Annotated in this window: 15 protein-coding genes; 9 read left to right on the forward strand and 6 right to left on the reverse strand. The window is 61.4% G+C overall.

The window, feature by feature from the left end:
* Positions 1-261: 261 nt before the first annotated feature.
* The gene (locus AC1DD7_RS05635) at positions 262-1,092 is read left to right on the forward strand and encodes a hypothetical protein (protein WP_477514165.1); all 831 of its coding nucleotides are present in this window, start codon (positions 262-264) and stop codon (positions 1,090-1,092) included.
* A gap of 48 nt (positions 1,093-1,140) precedes the next feature.
* Here the strand turns inward: AC1DD7_RS05635 and AC1DD7_RS05640 are convergent, their stop codons facing one another.
* Positions 1,141-1,755, reverse strand: coding sequence for a TetR/AcrR family transcriptional regulator (locus AC1DD7_RS05640; protein WP_477514166.1), 615 nt, complete (start codon positions 1,753-1,755; stop codon positions 1,141-1,143).
* A gap of 77 nt (positions 1,756-1,832) precedes the next feature.
* Between AC1DD7_RS05640 and AC1DD7_RS05645 the strand changes: the two genes are divergently transcribed.
* Positions 1,833-2,333, forward strand: a complete 501-nt coding sequence (locus AC1DD7_RS05645) for a cupin domain-containing protein (protein ID WP_477514167.1) — start codon at positions 1,833-1,835, stop codon at positions 2,331-2,333.
* A gap of 10 nt (positions 2,334-2,343) precedes the next feature.
* Here the strand turns inward: AC1DD7_RS05645 and dnaB are convergent, their stop codons facing one another.
* Entirely contained in the window at positions 2,344-3,729 is a 1,386-nt protein-coding gene (gene dnaB, locus AC1DD7_RS05650) for a replicative DNA helicase (protein WP_431117294.1), read from the reverse strand.
* Between the two features lie 630 nt (positions 3,730-4,359).
* Between dnaB and AC1DD7_RS05655 the strand changes: the two genes are divergently transcribed.
* Both AC1DD7_RS05655 and AC1DD7_RS05660 read left to right on the forward strand, forming a co-directional pair.
* On the forward strand, positions 4,360-4,830 hold the full coding sequence (locus AC1DD7_RS05655; RefSeq protein ID WP_477514315.1) for a hypothetical protein: 471 nt from the start codon (positions 4,360-4,362) through the stop codon (positions 4,828-4,830).
* 7 nt (positions 4,831-4,837) lie between these two features.
* Positions 4,838-5,413, forward strand: a complete 576-nt coding sequence (locus AC1DD7_RS05660; RefSeq protein WP_477514168.1) for a hypothetical protein — start codon at positions 4,838-4,840, stop codon at positions 5,411-5,413.
* 6 nt (positions 5,414-5,419) lie between these two features.
* On the opposite strand, the gene AC1DD7_RS05665 is transcribed toward AC1DD7_RS05660, so the two are convergent.
* Positions 5,420-5,782, reverse strand: a complete 363-nt coding sequence (locus AC1DD7_RS05665) for a TFIIB-type zinc ribbon-containing protein (protein ID WP_477514169.1) — start codon at positions 5,780-5,782, stop codon at positions 5,420-5,422.
* Between the two features lie 101 nt (positions 5,783-5,883).
* Between AC1DD7_RS05665 and AC1DD7_RS05670 the strand changes: the two genes are divergently transcribed.
* On the forward strand, positions 5,884-6,366 hold the full coding sequence (locus AC1DD7_RS05670; protein ID WP_477514170.1) for a MepB family protein: 483 nt from the start codon (positions 5,884-5,886) through the stop codon (positions 6,364-6,366).
* Here the strand turns inward: AC1DD7_RS05670 and AC1DD7_RS05675 are convergent.
* The 3 genes from AC1DD7_RS05675 to AC1DD7_RS05685 all read right to left on the reverse strand — a co-directional run bounded on the left by AC1DD7_RS05675 (position 6,352) and on the right by AC1DD7_RS05685 (position 8,654).
* The gene (locus AC1DD7_RS05675; RefSeq protein ID WP_477514316.1) at positions 6,352-6,975 is read right to left on the reverse strand and encodes an FMN reductase; all 624 of its coding nucleotides are present in this window, start codon (positions 6,973-6,975) and stop codon (positions 6,352-6,354) included. The genes AC1DD7_RS05670 and AC1DD7_RS05675 overlap by 15 nt on opposite strands.
* Positions 6,976-7,072: 97 nt before the next feature.
* Entirely contained in the window at positions 7,073-7,558 is a 486-nt protein-coding gene (locus tag AC1DD7_RS05680; RefSeq protein WP_477514171.1) for a DUF1801 domain-containing protein, read from the reverse strand.
* Positions 7,539-8,654, reverse strand: a complete 1,116-nt coding sequence (locus AC1DD7_RS05685) for an alpha/beta hydrolase (protein ID WP_477514172.1) — start codon at positions 8,652-8,654, stop codon at positions 7,539-7,541. The genes AC1DD7_RS05680 and AC1DD7_RS05685 overlap by 20 nt, the downstream gene beginning before the upstream one ends.
* A 286-nt stretch (positions 8,655-8,940) precedes the next feature.
* Here AC1DD7_RS05685 and AC1DD7_RS05690 point away from each other — a divergent pair, with 286 nt between their 5' ends.
* From AC1DD7_RS05690 to AC1DD7_RS05705, 4 genes are read left to right on the forward strand one after another with little or no spacing between them, the layout of a single operon-like run.
* Positions 8,941-10,374 (forward strand): GntP family permease, encoded by a 1,434-nt coding sequence (locus tag AC1DD7_RS05690; protein ID WP_477514173.1) that lies wholly within the window; start codon positions 8,941-8,943, stop codon positions 10,372-10,374.
* 47 nt (positions 10,375-10,421) lie between these two features.
* The gene (locus tag AC1DD7_RS05695; RefSeq protein WP_477514174.1) at positions 10,422-11,672 is read left to right on the forward strand and encodes a CaiB/BaiF CoA transferase family protein; all 1,251 of its coding nucleotides are present in this window, start codon (positions 10,422-10,424) and stop codon (positions 11,670-11,672) included.
* Complete coding sequence (locus AC1DD7_RS05700) at positions 11,669-12,634, forward strand: beta/alpha barrel domain-containing protein (protein WP_477514175.1); 966 nt, start codon at positions 11,669-11,671, stop codon at positions 12,632-12,634. The genes AC1DD7_RS05695 and AC1DD7_RS05700 overlap by 4 nt, the downstream gene beginning before the upstream one ends.
* A gap of 2 nt (positions 12,635-12,636) precedes the next feature.
* The gene (locus AC1DD7_RS05705) at positions 12,637-13,626 is read left to right on the forward strand and encodes a 2-hydroxyacid dehydrogenase (RefSeq protein WP_477514176.1); all 990 of its coding nucleotides are present in this window, start codon (positions 12,637-12,639) and stop codon (positions 13,624-13,626) included.
* Positions 13,627-13,667: the final 41 nt, after the last annotated feature.

Here is a 13,667-nt window from a genome sequence, read left to right on the forward strand (position 1 = left end):
ATGGAGATGTCTCTGGCTTTTGCTGTTGTCTTAATCCTGTTGGGTCTGGCTTCCCTTGCCGCCGCGATAGGGGCGGTGGTGTTGGTGATCCGCGACGGCCGCGGGCAGATTCCACTTGAACCATCAGTTCAGCCATGGGTGGCAGGGACCCTCCCAAGTCGCCCATACTCCACGCTCCGCCGCATTTAGCGTGGTGTGGTCGAGGCAATTGGTTCAACAACCGGCCTTCGGGAGCCAGACAGCCCCGCGCTAAACTGGATCATGACCGGTGCCCGTGCCCGTCTCTTGGCTTGGTTCGTCGCCGTTGCCACCCTTCTGTCGGCCTGTTCGTCCCCGATAGGCGTAGACGAGGCCGCCCCGAATCAACCGCCATCATCTTCCACGGCGCAGCCAGTGGCCGGCGGCGTCGCCGGTCCAGCTCAGGAGCCCACTCAAACAACAGGCCCTACTCCGATTCAGACACCTGCTCCAGTTCCAACGCCCGTAGCGGTGCCTCAGGCGTATTCCCTCAACCTGTACCAAGAAGGCGACTTCGTACCGCAGTACACCTTTGATTGGTGCGTCGCAGCGAGCATCCAGATCGCACACAACCTCATCGACGATACCGGCGGTGGCACATGGGCTGGCCGTGCCCAGCAGTCCGAGCTGTGGGAAATGGCGCGAATGCGGTCCTCCGACTCCTTCAACGGCGCGAACCCCTTCGGCTGGGCAGCGGTTCTGACCGCCGTCGGAATGGGACCCTACGAAGTCGTCAGCGTCCCCAACTATGGGGAGGCGGTGCGATCTGCCGCGCGAGCTATGGCCACTACGGGCCGCCCCGTCGGCCTGGTCATGTGGAGTGGCCGCCACGCCTGGGTGATGAGCGGATTCGAGTCACTCGGAGATCCCTCCCAGTTCCCGGACTTCTCCGTCACGGGAATTCGTGTGCAGGATCCGCTCTATCCCTACGGCAGTGGGCAGTGGGGGCCTTCACCTGCCCCCAACAGCCTGCTGCCCCCTGAACAGTTGGCGACGCAGTTCGTGGCCCGGGAGCCGCGACGCTGGAGCAGCGCGCTCCCCACTGGGTACCTGCTGGTGCTTCCCCGACCCTGAACGGCGGCAAAAGTCCTGCTGGAGCATCGCCTTAGCGAAGCGCCAAGTTCATGCGCGGACCGGGAGCCCACTGGAGAGCGCGTGGGATAGGAGGGCCCCTGCCGTCCACCTCATTGAGGCGACGGCTTCCTCACGACTAAGCCCGCCGACGTCGATTAGCCAGACGAGGGACTCGATGCCGATGGCACTCCGGATGGCCAGGACCAATTGATGGATGTCCTGGTCCGTCATTGTCCTCTGCAGTGGGGCAAGCGCTTCGGCGATCCAGCCGATTGCCCTGCCCTGCCGGAGGGGAAGGCTGTTGCCTTCTCCGTTTGACTGCTCAAGCGAAAGCCGCAGCATGGTGCGTTGCTGGGCTTCGGTTTCAACAATAATCCGAAGGAACTCCACCACCACTGCGTCCAATCGCTCCGCGACACCCTCAGGAGGAGACGCCGGAAGCAGTGATGTTCGTGCGGTTTCAGGATGGGCGGCAGCCAGAAGCTCCCGCTGCCCGGAGAAATACCTGTAAGCAGTGCTCCGCGGAATCCCTGCCGCTTGAGCAGCCTCATCCACAGTGGGAGAAACGCCGGACGCGATCAGGGTACGGGCTGCCCCGAGGAGCGCCTCCAGCGTGCGGCGCTTTTGACCGGTCCGGCCAACGTCAACGTAGGCTCTTGACATACACCTAATGGTACACGAGTCTTGTCATGAGACGGATGTCTCATGAAGTCTTCCTACAACGCATTGAGGCGAGCATCATGGAGACGAAGAAGGCAGCATCCGCAATCATCCGACAGCCTGGAGAAGGGGCCCAGCGCTGGTTCTTCGGTGGCGGCGTCCACACTTGGAAAGCGACGGCAGACGAAACGGCAGGGGCGTTCCTCCTGTTTGAAGACGAGATGTCCCTCAATAAGGTAACGCCGATGCATACGCATCCGGACTCTGACGAGACCATGTACATTTTGGCCGGGGAGATCCTGATGAACATGGACGGTGAGGAGCATCGTGTCGCAGCCGGCGGAGTCACCATTGCGCCCCGCGGGGTGCCACACGCGTTCAAAGTTCTTCAAGACGGAACCCGCGTTTTATGCCTCCACACGCCCGGCAGCTCGCAGGCCTTTTACGACGGCGCCAGCGAACCTCTCGGCACGGAAGCCGAGGCTCAGGCGGTGGACTTTGACCGGATTCGAGAATCCGGAAGGGTAAATGGCGGCATCGAAATCGTCGGTCCTCCCCCGTTCCCGGAGGCCGGGCCCTGAGCCTGAAGAGCTAGAACCCGCCCCCACCACCGGCATCGCCGGCCATGTTCGCGAAGCGCGAGTAGTGGCCCTGGAACGCGACAACAATGTCTTTGGTGGGACCGTTACGGTGCTTGGCGATGAGGATATCGGCCTCGCCGGCTCGGGGCGATTCTTTGTCGTAGACGTCTTCACGGTGGAGCAGGATGACCATGTCGGCGTCCTGCTCGATTGAACCCGATTCACGGAGGTCAGACACCATGGGGCGCTTGTCCTGGCGCTGCTCGGAACCACGGTTCAGCTGCGACAGCGCAATAACGGGAACCTGAAGTTCCTTGGCAAGCAGCTTGAGGGCACGCGAGAACTCGGAGACTTCCTGCTGGCGGGACTCAACCTTTTTACCGGAGCTCATCAGCTGGAGGTAGTCCAGGATCACGAGCTTGAGGTCATGTTGCTGCTTCAGCCGGCGGCACTTTGCCCTGATTTCCATGAGTGACATGTTCGGGCTGTCATCGATGAAGAGCGGGGCGTCGTTCATGCGGCCCATGGTGGTGGCAATCTTGGACCACTGCTCGTCCTTGATGGTGCCCTTTCGGAGGTCCTGCAGACCGATGGTGGCTTCAGCGGAAAGCAGGCGCATCGCGATCTCGTTCCGGCCCATTTCGAGGGAGAACATGACTGTGGCCAGATTGTTCTTGATGGCGGCGGAGCGTGCGAAGTCCAGCGCAAAAGTGGACTTACCGACAGCAGGACGGGCAGCGATAACAATCATCTGGCCGGGGTGGAGTCCGTGGGTCAGTTCGTCGAGTTCGTAGAAACCGGTGGGGACGCCCACCATGCCTTCGCCGCGATGCCCGGAAGCTTCGATCTCATCCACGGTGGACTCCATGACGTCCTTCAACGCCACGTAGTCTTCGGCTGTGCGCTTTTCAGCAACCGCGTAGACCTCGGCCTGCGCCTGGTTGACGAGGTCTTCCACCTCGCCGTCCTGGCCGTAGCCCATCTGGACAATCTTGGTGCCTGCGTTCACGAGGCGGCGCAACACTGCTCGCTCGGCCACAATCTCGGCGTAGTAACCGGCGTTGGCTGCCGTTGGCACAGTTTGGATGAGCTCGTGCAGGTAGGCCGGTCCGCCGATCCTGTTGATCTCACCGCGCTTGGTCAGTTCATCGGAGACCGTTACGGCGTCAGCAGGTTCGCCACGGCCATAGAGGTCAATGATGGACTCGTAAATCGTCTCGTGCGCCGGACGGTAGAAGTCGTGACCGCGAACGATTTCCACGACATCGGCGATGGCATCCTTGGACAACATCATGCCGCCCAGAACTGACTGCTCAGCGGGGATGTCCTGCGGAGGTTTCCGGCTCGAATCCGAAGCGCGTGAGCCCTCGATTGAGTCCAAGTGCGTAACTGACAAAGCCGTCCTCCATTTGTGTACCGCTGCGAGAGTTAGTCCCTCAGTGGTGCGTAAAGCGCAGGTGGACCTGGGATGGATTGCCCGAGCCTCCGGACCAGCCGAGTGCTCCTGTTATATCCATGGGGGTCCGACAATTTTCGGCTTTCCCCAATTTCCACAACTTATCCACAGAAGTCTCCCCAAGCATGTTTGCGCGCGGCTGCTTGAAGGTCACTGAGAGGGTTAATTCCATACTGAAACAGGTACCCGAGCCACGTTAGCGGTGCTAAGTCCGGGCGCAAAGTCCACTGTCAAGCGCACATGTGGATAACCTGTGGAATACCGCCCCCACGTTGTGCACAGTCTGTGCGTTACCCTGTGGATAGAGAAATTCTTTTGGCAGTAACTACGGCCTGACCTGCGGAAACATTCATCACAGCCTGTGGAGCAAAGAAAGTTTTGGTGGAAAATCATCCACAGACCCAGCTGGCCCAGTTGGTCACCAGGGCCTGAAATCCATGCTAAACATGCCGCAAATGTGATGCATCTTACAAAGCGGGCCTTAATTTGACACTGTCCTCTCAGAAGTCTATGCCGAGACTGGAATGTGCTGTGGATAACCAAGTTCTGGCATAAGCTCTAAGCATGGGGATGAACTTTGGTGACGTGCTGATGATTGCCCTTCCGCTAATTGTCCTCCTGGGCCTGCTGTGGGCGCTTTCAGCGGCCTTCAAACCGCGCGACACTGGCCTTTCCGATGCCGAGCGCTATCAACATGAACTTGCGGCCCGTTCCGCAGCGCATCAAGCTTCACAAGTTCAGGCTGCGCTTGCTGCCCGGGCCAAGATCGAGGCTTCCACCAAGCCAAGCCAGAACGAGGCCCAGCACACCCAGCAGACAGAACAAAGCCGGGCCGCTCATCAGGCCCAAGCCGCCAGGACGGCAGGCGCCCAGGCGGGGCATCAGCCTGCGGTGCTTCCCAATGGACAGCTCAATCCGCAGCTCGCCTTTGAGTTGCAGAACCTGGTTCGCGGCGGGCGCAAGATAGAAGCCATCAAAGTGTTCCGCCAAGCCACCCATTCAGACTTACTCACTGCTAAGAACTACGTAGATCGGCTCTGACCACGCCATGGATTCCTTGTTTGTCCCGCTCATGATTTTGATCGCGGTCATTGCGGGCGTATTGCTGCTGATGCGTTCCTTTAGCAAGCGTTCGGCCGAGACGAAGGCTGGCGTAGCTGCAGCCAACTCCCCCAAGGATCCGGTTCAGCTCGCCAAAGAATCGGCTGCGAAGCTGAACGAGGAACAGCATAGGCGACTCTACTCGCTCATTGCCCAGGGCCAGGGCATGGCAGCGATCAAACTGTATCTGCAGGCCACCGGGGAGGGGCTACGGGCGTCGCGTGACGCCGTCGGAGCTCTGGCCGCCCACCCGCAACCCTTCACGCCAGAGGCCCCGCCCAAGGATCTCTTGTCGGAGGACGACGATGAGCCCGAGCGCTTCCCGTACCGGTACCGGGCCATCGTCAGCAAGGGCGACGTGACGCGCGAGGTGAGCAGCAACATGCTCAACGATGAGATCTACGGACGAATCCGGACTTTGGCAAAAAGCGGTGATGTGGAGGGCGCAGCTCTGGCCTTGACACGCCACTCGGACATCACGATCAAACAGGCCCGTGAATTCATCGAACTCCTGGACGACTGAGCGCGACTAAAAGTCGAACAGGTCCCCCAGGAAGCCTTCCTTCTTCTTGCGTTTGCGGCCATACTCATCGCGGCGGTCATGGTCACCCCTGCGCTCGTAATCCCGCCGGTCATAGTCGCGGCGATCGCCGCGGTCATCGTAGCGGGGCTGTTGCGGACGCGATTCAAAGGGGTTGTAGATGGGCGGCGGCGCGATCGGAGGCTGCTGGGGTGCCGGTGCCTGCCTGGCAGGGGCGGGCATGGTTTCGGCGGCGACGCGATCAATAATCTTGTCCAGCTCACCGCGATCCAGCCATACACCCCTGCACTGCGGGCAGTAGTCAATCTCCACGCCGCTTCGTTCGCTCATCACCAGGTCAATGGAATCCACAGGACACTTCATGCTTGCCCCAACGACCGGACCCCGCGAATAGTTCGGTCTGACCGACAACTGAAATTCGAAGAGTTGGCAGGTCCGTGCATACTGAACGGATGATTCATCCGGACCTTGGCGAAGCACAGCGGCTCATCAAACGGCTTGGGAGGGAGTGCTCCCAGCCCACTCCCGAGGCCGATAATGCAGAGTATGGAGCCGCCATCGCCACCAGTGGCAGGGCATTGATTCGATTCCGTGCCGCCAAGCTCACGCCAAAGAAGGTTGGTCTCTTCGTCGCCGTGTGGCGGCGATCGCCTGACGGAGGTACGGAACCCTTCCCCGCGGACCACCCTTCCGCCGACGACGCCGACACCCTGGTGATCTCAGTAAGGGAAGAGGAGAAGTCCGGTCACTTCGTCTTTCCGCGGTCAGCCATGATCCGTCACGGCATAGTTTCGGTCAACGGCACGGGCGGCAAGCGTGGTTTTCGCGTTTATCCTCCGTGGGCCCTTACAACGAGTCGAGCCGCCCGAAAGACACAGGAGTGGCAATGCGCCTACTTCCACGACTCCAGCGACATGGGCCTACCTGCCAGCTGAGATACCGGCCAGCAACTGTTCGAATGGCAGCGACTCCAGCGCTGACGCCTTGCGTCCGGGCTGGCGGCCGCTGAGCAGTTGCACGAGTTCACCGGCAGCCCGGTCTACGCGGGCCGAGAGGGGCGAGCCGCCGTCGTCGTTTCCCCAGTCCTGCGGCCCGGCGAAGACGCCGGTGGACGCAACCCGGGTCCGCAGGTAGCTGAACAGCGGACGCATGGCGTAGTCCAGGACCATCTGGTGGCGGTCGGTGCCGCCGGTAGCGCCAAGCAGAACGGCCTTGCCGTCGAGGGACTTGGGGTCCAGGACGTCGATGAAGGACTTGAAGAGGCCACTGTAGGACGCGCTGAAAACAGGGCTGACGGCGATGATACCGTCGGAATCCTCGACGCCGGCAATCACCTCTGCGAGACGCGGAGCAGCGTAACCGGTGACGAAGTTGTTGGCGATGTCCACGGCCAGGTCTCGAAGTTCGACAACGTCGATCCTCGCTTCGTAGCCCGCCGCCTGCAGCTGCCGCTCGGCGGAAGCGGCCAGTTGGTCCGCCAGCAGACGGCTCGACGACGGTACGCCGAGTCCGGCGGAAAGGACTGTGATGCGGCGGGTTTCCATGGCATTCTCCTGTTGCTCGATCATTCCCAGCATACATGCATATGCATCTAAATGAGTGAACGAGGGAGCATCACAAACTATTCCCGCAGGGTATCCATCACCGCTTCTTGCCTCCAACACCTGGGACGGACGTGACCTGTTTCATCCACGTCGCGATTTGGTCTTCGTCGATGTCCTCCACGGATTCGAGCTCCACACCCCGCGTCGCTTTGCCCATTCCCACGGGCGTCACCGGCGGCACGGGCTGAAGTGTCACGCCATTGATAAACATGAGTTTGACGTGGCCGGCGAAGCCACCGCAGCTGAAGCACCAGCCATCGCCAACGCCGTAATACGCCATGCCCCATTTCACCGAGCGCTGGAGGTCCGGCAGTGTCCTCGCGGCCAGCGCATCGATGGCTTCGGCGACGCCACGCTGTGGTTGCGGAAGGCTGGCGATGTAGGCGAAGACGGGTTTGTCGCCAACTGCCGCCTTCGCGGGGCTTGCCCTGCCAGTCATGGCTTCAGGCAGCGAGAAGGCTCCGGCGTCGATATGTTCTTCCGAGCGGTCCACAGTATTTCCCTCAATTCGTTCTGGAGGCATGCATGGACAGGAAGTCGAAGGTCTTGTCCCTGGCATCGCGCGCCTCGGCAAAGTTCAAGTGGAACTGGTACTCATGCGGCAGTTCGGGGTCGTGGTCCGCAGCCCAAAACAATTCGGTCACCGGCACACCCGCCTCCTTCAGGCGATTGCTGTAGGGAACCGACTGAAGCCACGTCAGACCATCGCCATTGCCGCCACTGATGAAGGTCGGCGGGAAATCCTTGGTCACGAAATCAATGGTGGACATGGTGCTGCCTGCATATGTGGAGGACCAGTCCTTCGTTCCCGTATATGCCCACAGCGAGGTTTTGAAGCCCCACGCAACCAGGCCATTGAGGTCCGCCATGGCTCGGAGGTCATACACACCGCAATGCAGGATGGTGGCGGCAAGGTCCGATTTCTGGAGCGCGGGCTCGATCCCCATCAGGTTGGCATACTCGGGGTTAACAGTGAGAGTGGTCATTTGGCTGGCCAACTGCGCTCCTGCAGAATCGCCGGCCAGGACAATCCGGGTGGTGTCCACATTCAATTCAGCGGCGTGCGCCTTGATATAACCAAGGGCATCGTTGATGTCCCGTACGGCCGTGGGATAGACGGCCTCCGGTGCGATCGGGTAGCTCACTCCAATGGTCGTGTATCCCTCAGCCGCAAGAATCCGGAGATAGGGTTCCACATCGCCTTGTGCCCCGGAAATCCATGCACCGCCGTGAATCCAAACAATAGTGGGGAGCGCAACGGTGGTCCCCGCAGGGCTGAAAACGTCAAAGGCGGAACCGGGCTTGTAAACGACACCGGCGCGCTCCTGCAATGGAGTGTCCGGGACGTATGGTTCCATCTCATCAATGGTGGACTGCGCTCCGCGCTCAAAAACGCTGCGAATTAACATGGCGGACGGCCAGGGAGTTGCGGAAAGGGCCAGAAGGATGACCAGGACCAGGATGATTGCCAGGTCCAGTTTCCTCAGCCGGGAAGGCCGCCGTCGTTTGGCCCGCAAAGCTGCCCGGGAACCGGGACCTAAAGGGGAATCGCCCCCCGCCCCTGTCCGGGCTGATGCCGCGCCAGTCATGTTGGCTTGAGTCGATTCCAGTGGCCCCATTACACACTCCCCCAGTTGGTGTATCTGTGGACCATGCTAAGTCGCCGGAGTTGCATCACGAAGGGCAAGGCAGTGAAATCGCCCACGTCCCCTTCTTTAGACCTCCGGGCGGGACACCTTGAGCAACAGTCCGTCGCCGCCGCCACGCCTTGGCGACGATAATTTGTCGCGGGGGCTTGCAATATGAGTTCAAACTCATAATATGGGATTAGTGATGTGGCCTGCCTCACGCGGCGCGCATCAATTCCAAGCCTTCAAAGTGGAAGGCCCAACGATCGGATTCCCCATGTCAGACATTGCTGTTCTGATCAACACAGCTGTAGCGGTCCTCGCCGCCGTTGTGCTGATCGTCCGCTTCAGAGTCAATCCCGTCATTTCCTTGGTCATCGCCTCCGTGTACTTGGGCCTGGCCGTCGGCCTCGGCGTCGAAGAGACCGTCAAGACCATCACGTCCGGCTTCGGCGAGATCATGGTGGATGTAGGCCTGCTGATCGCCTTCGGCGTTTTGATGGGCTCCATCCTCAACCAGAGCGGTGCTATCCGGCGCCTGGTGGAGCATCTCCTCAAGACCTTCGGCCCAAAGCGCCTGCCGTACACGATGGGTCTGGCGATAGGCACGCTCCTCCAGTCCATCTTCCTGGATGTCCTCCTGGTTATCTCAGCCCCGCTTGCCCGTAAGCTGGCTCCCAAGATCGGAAAACTGGGGACGGCACGCATGGCAACCGCCATGGCTATCGCACTGGAATGCGGCATTGTCTTTACCGTGCCCGGTGTGGCTTCGCTGGCTTTGGCCGGCCTCCTCAACGTCCCGCTCGGCAAGATGCTGCTCTTCGGCCTGCTGCTGGTGATTCCCACCATCGTCATTTCCATTGCCATCATGACGTTCCTCTTTCGCCGCGGTTTCTGGAATGAAGCCAAGGACGAGGACCACACCTTCGTGGCCGAGGAAGACAGCGAGGGCGAGGAACCCATAAGCGGCTCCCTCCCCGGAACAAATACCGCCAGCAACTCCGGCGCCGGCTCCAACACCCAGCCAGCCAAGGGTGCAGTGGTTGTTGCCGAACGCGAGAGCAAAGAGAAACCGCTGATCATGCTCTTTGCCCCGCTCCTGACTTCCCTGATCCTCATCGGCGCGGGCGCCATCCTCCAGATTTTCAAGATCGATCTCCCCTGGCTCCAGCTGCTTGGCGAACCTGTCATCGCCCTTCTCATCGGGCTGATCGGCACCTGCCTTGTAACCCGGGCGTCCATTGGCCAGAAAAAAGTTGAAGAGGCCATTGCTGTCGGCTTCAAGGAAAGCGGGCAGATCCTGATCCTCACCGGCGTGGGCGGATCCCTGGCAGCCACCGTGAAAGCCGCTGGCCTCGGCGACATCCTTGGTGGCTTCTTCTCAGCGAGCACCGTAGCCCCGCTGCTGGTGGTCTGGGCCATCGCCGCAGTGCTGCACATCGCCGTCGGCTCCGTCACCTTGTCCGCCATTACGGCAGCCGGGCTGCTGGCACCCATCGCACCCGCCATTGGACTTGATCCCGTGCTGCTGGCCCTCGCTGCCGGCGCTGGCTCGCTCTTCATGGTTCACGTCACCAGCAACACGTTCTGGCTCCTGCAGTCCCTTTTGGGCCAGAGTGTGAGGGGTGCATTGAAATCGGTCACGGTGGGAGTTTCAGTAGCCTCCGTGGTCGCGATCCTGCTGATCCTGCCCATGAGCTTGCTGTTCTAAAACGCCCTGCCGACCGTCCCATCACCAAGCACGCACGAGAGAAGACCATGACACACGAAACAATCGCCCCGTTGGACGGCGTCCGAGTCCTCGAACTCGGCAATTACATTGCCGCTCCCACGGCTGGCAGGCTGCTTGGCGATTTCGGCGCCGAAGTCATCAAGGTCGAGCGTCCAGGCACCGGCGACGAGCTCCGCAACTGGCGCCTCCACAAGGGCAACACTTCCATGCTCTACCGCACGCTGAACCGCAACAAGAAGTCCGTGGTCCTGGATCTCCGTACCGAGGCCGGGAAGCAGGCTGTTCTTGGCTTGGTTGCCAAATCGGACATCCTGCTCGAAAACTTCCGCCCGGGCACGCTGGAGAAGTGGGGTCTCGGGCCGGAAGTCCTCAACCAAGCCAATCCGGACCTCATCGTCACCCGGATCTCTGCCTTTGGACAGACAGGGCCATTGTCCGAGCGGCCCGGGTTTGCCGCCGTCGCCGAGGCCTATAGCGGTTTCCGCAACCTGGTAGGTGACCCGGACCGCGCTCCGGTGCGCGTGGGCGTCTCCATCGGAGACTCGATCGCGGGGCTTTACGCCGCGTTCGGCTCCATGATGAGTCTTTACCAGCGTGAAGCACGACGCCGGAACTCGGCCGGCGCTGTTCCCCTCGCCGAACGCATCATCGACGTCGCGCTGCACGAAGCGATGTTCTCCATGATGGAATCACTGATTCCTGACTATCAGGCCTACGGCGTGGACCGGCAGCGCGTGGGTGGCCGGATGGAAGGCATTGCGCCCTCGAATGCGTACGTGTGTAAGGACGGTGCCAGCATTGTGGTGGCCGGAAATGGCGACTCGATTTTCCAGCGTTACATGCAGACCATCGGCCGGCCGGACTTGGCTGAGGACCCAGCGTTGCAGACAAATGCCGGGCGCTGGGCGAGCCGCGAGGAACTGGACCAGGCAATCGGCGAGTGGACCGGGCAGCTGACCGCGTCTGAAGCATTGGCCGCCCTGGAGGATGCCGGAGTTCCCGCCGGACCCATCTACACAGCCGCAGACATCAGCACGGACAGCCAGTACGCGGCCCGCAACATGATCCAGAAGTTCGACGTTTCCACTGGCGAGGAGGTCCTCCCAGGAGTAGGTTTCCCGGGCATCGTGCCCGTGATCGGGGACCAGTCCCTGCCCATCCGCAACCTGGGACCGGACCTCGGTGAAAACACTGAAGAAATCCTTGGCGGGCTCCTTCACTTGGATGCTGCCCAAATCGATGCGGCTTCCGGCCGCGAGGAGGCTCTCCGACCATGAACGGCTTTGAAAGCACCCACGCCACGACCTTGGGCAGCGTCATCCTGAGGGACGTCACCTTGCGGGACGGGCTGCAGCTCACCGGAAAACTCCTGCCAACGGAGCAAAAGATCGAAACAGTCCGTGAGCTGCTGCGCCTGGGCGTCCCGGCGATCGAGCTCGGATCCATGGCGCGCGCGGACCTCGTTCCCACCATGGCCAACACTCTCGAAGTGGTCCAGGCCCTCACGCCGGAGGAACTCGAAAAGTGCTGGATCTGGGTAGCGACACCCGGCCATGTCGCCAAGGCATCAGCTGCAGGCGCGCGGAATTTCCAGTACTGCCTGTCTGCTTCGGATTCACACAACAAGGCGAACATCGGCCGGACCACGGACGAGAGCCTGGCCGCTTTGCCTGAGGCCATTGAGTACGCGCGTGCAGTGAATGGTCAGATTCAGTTGTGCATCGCGACGTCCTTCACCTGTCCTTTCGAAGGCTACGTTCCGGAGGAGCGCATCCTGGCCATTGCCAACGATCCCCGGGCGGAAGGCACTACGGACATCGTCATCTGCGACACCTTGGGGCAGGCCGTTCCTGCCCAGGTGTCCGGCCTGATCACACGCGTGCGGGATGAATCCCCTGCCCGGCGCATCGTCTATCACGGTCACGACACCTGGGGCCTGGGCGTGGCCAACACGCTCGCGGCAATCCAGGCGGGCGCAGCAATGGTGGACGGCGCTTTGGGAGGCCTGGGTGGCTGCCCCTTCGCCCCGGGTGCCAGTGGCAACACCTCCAGCGAGGACATCCTGTTTGCCACGCGTCCCGAATGGCTGACCCCGGATGTTTTTGGGGAACTTGTGGTCCTGTCCGAAAAGCTGCTGGCAGAGCTGGGCGAACCCAACCGTTCAAAAGCTGCCCAGGGCGCGCGCTCCAGGGCGGCAGCCTTTGACTGGGTCATCCCTTCCTCCACAGGGGGCAACTGACTATGGGGAACCATTTCCTTGTCACCACCGCCATCCCTGACCCGGGACTGCAATTGCTTTCCGACGCCGGTCAGGTCACCGTCCTTCCCGAGCCGCCTGATTACGCGACGCTTTCAAGCCTGTGCGCTTCGGGAGACTACGACGTGGTCCTCACCCAGTTACGCGACGTCATCGACGAGCCACTGCTGACCGAGGCGCGGGTAAAGGGCGTCTCCAATTTCGCGGTGGGGTACAACAACATCGACATCGATGCCGCCACCCGGCACGGCATCCTCGTCGGAAATACGCCCGGCGTCCTCACGGATGCGACGGCGGACATTGCCATGTTGCTCATTCTCGGAACCGCCCGACGGGTTGTGGAGGCGGACAAGCTGGTGCGAGAGGGAAAGTTCCTCGGGTGGGAGCCGGAGTTCATGCTGGGCCGGGACGTTTCCGGCGCTGTACTTGGGCTTGCCGGATTCGGCAGGATCGCCCGCGCCGTGGCTCGTCGGGCCCTGGGTTTTGGCATGGAGGTGCTCTTCGCGCCGCGGCCACCCAGCGATCGTCCCGTCAGCGATGAGGAACTCGGTGAATTCGCGGGCAAAGTCCGCCAAGTTCCTTGGAACGAGCTGGTAGAGCGCAGCGACTTTCTCTCCTTGCACGTACCGCTCAATGAGCAGACCAGGTACTTGGTGGATGCAGACCTGTTGGCTCGCATGAAGCCCAGCGCCATCCTCATTAACACCGCCCGCGGTCCTGTGGTGGACGAGGCCGCTCTGGTGGAAGCCTTGCGCAACGGAATTATTGCCGGGGCTGGCTTGGATGTGTTCGAGGACGAGCCGAGGCTCGCTCCCGGCCTCGCCGAACTCCCAAACACTGTCCTCTTGCCGCATGTCGGCAGCGCAACTGTCCCCGTCCGCGCCGAAATGGCCAGGCTGAGCGCCCTCAACGCGATCGCTATCGCGGAGAATCGGTTACCGCCACATCCGGTCAGTCCGCTGGCCAGAGCATGAGCATTCTGGTGGCTCCGGACAGTTTCACGGCAGCTGAGATT

This window comes from Paenarthrobacter sp. 10L412 (assembly GCF_056395565.1).

What these genes read in the sequence shown, in the direction of transcription:
- AC1DD7_RS05635 (WP_477514165.1), top strand. Translation starts at nt 262, where the DNA reads ATGACCGGTGCCCGTGCCCGTCTCTTGGCTTGGTTCGTCGCCGTTGCC.
- AC1DD7_RS05640 (WP_477514166.1), bottom strand. Translation starts at nt 1,755, where the DNA reads ATGTCAAGAGCCTACGTTGACGTTGGCCGGACCGGTCAAAAGCGCCGC.
- AC1DD7_RS05645 (WP_477514167.1), top strand. Translation starts at nt 1,833, where the DNA reads ATGGAGACGAAGAAGGCAGCATCCGCAATCATCCGACAGCCTGGAGAA.
- AC1DD7_RS05655 (WP_477514315.1), top strand. Translation starts at nt 4,360, where the DNA reads ATGAACTTTGGTGACGTGCTGATGATTGCCCTTCCGCTAATTGTCCTC.
- AC1DD7_RS05660 (WP_477514168.1), top strand. Translation starts at nt 4,838, where the DNA reads ATGGATTCCTTGTTTGTCCCGCTCATGATTTTGATCGCGGTCATTGCG.
- AC1DD7_RS05670 (WP_477514170.1), top strand. Translation starts at nt 5,884, where the DNA reads ATGATTCATCCGGACCTTGGCGAAGCACAGCGGCTCATCAAACGGCTT.
- AC1DD7_RS05675 (WP_477514316.1), bottom strand. Translation starts at nt 6,975, where the DNA reads ATGGAAACCCGCCGCATCACAGTCCTTTCCGCCGGACTCGGCGTACCG.
- AC1DD7_RS05680 (WP_477514171.1), bottom strand. Translation starts at nt 7,558, where the DNA reads ATGCCTCCAGAACGAATTGAGGGAAATACTGTGGACCGCTCGGAAGAA.
- AC1DD7_RS05685 (WP_477514172.1), bottom strand. Translation starts at nt 8,654, where the DNA reads ATGGGGCCACTGGAATCGACTCAAGCCAACATGACTGGCGCGGCATCA.
- AC1DD7_RS05690 (WP_477514173.1), top strand. Translation starts at nt 8,941, where the DNA reads ATGTCAGACATTGCTGTTCTGATCAACACAGCTGTAGCGGTCCTCGCC.
- AC1DD7_RS05695 (WP_477514174.1), top strand. Translation starts at nt 10,422, where the DNA reads ATGACACACGAAACAATCGCCCCGTTGGACGGCGTCCGAGTCCTCGAA.
- AC1DD7_RS05700 (WP_477514175.1), top strand. Translation starts at nt 11,669, where the DNA reads ATGAACGGCTTTGAAAGCACCCACGCCACGACCTTGGGCAGCGTCATC.
- AC1DD7_RS05705 (WP_477514176.1), top strand. Translation starts at nt 12,637, where the DNA reads ATGGGGAACCATTTCCTTGTCACCACCGCCATCCCTGACCCGGGACTG.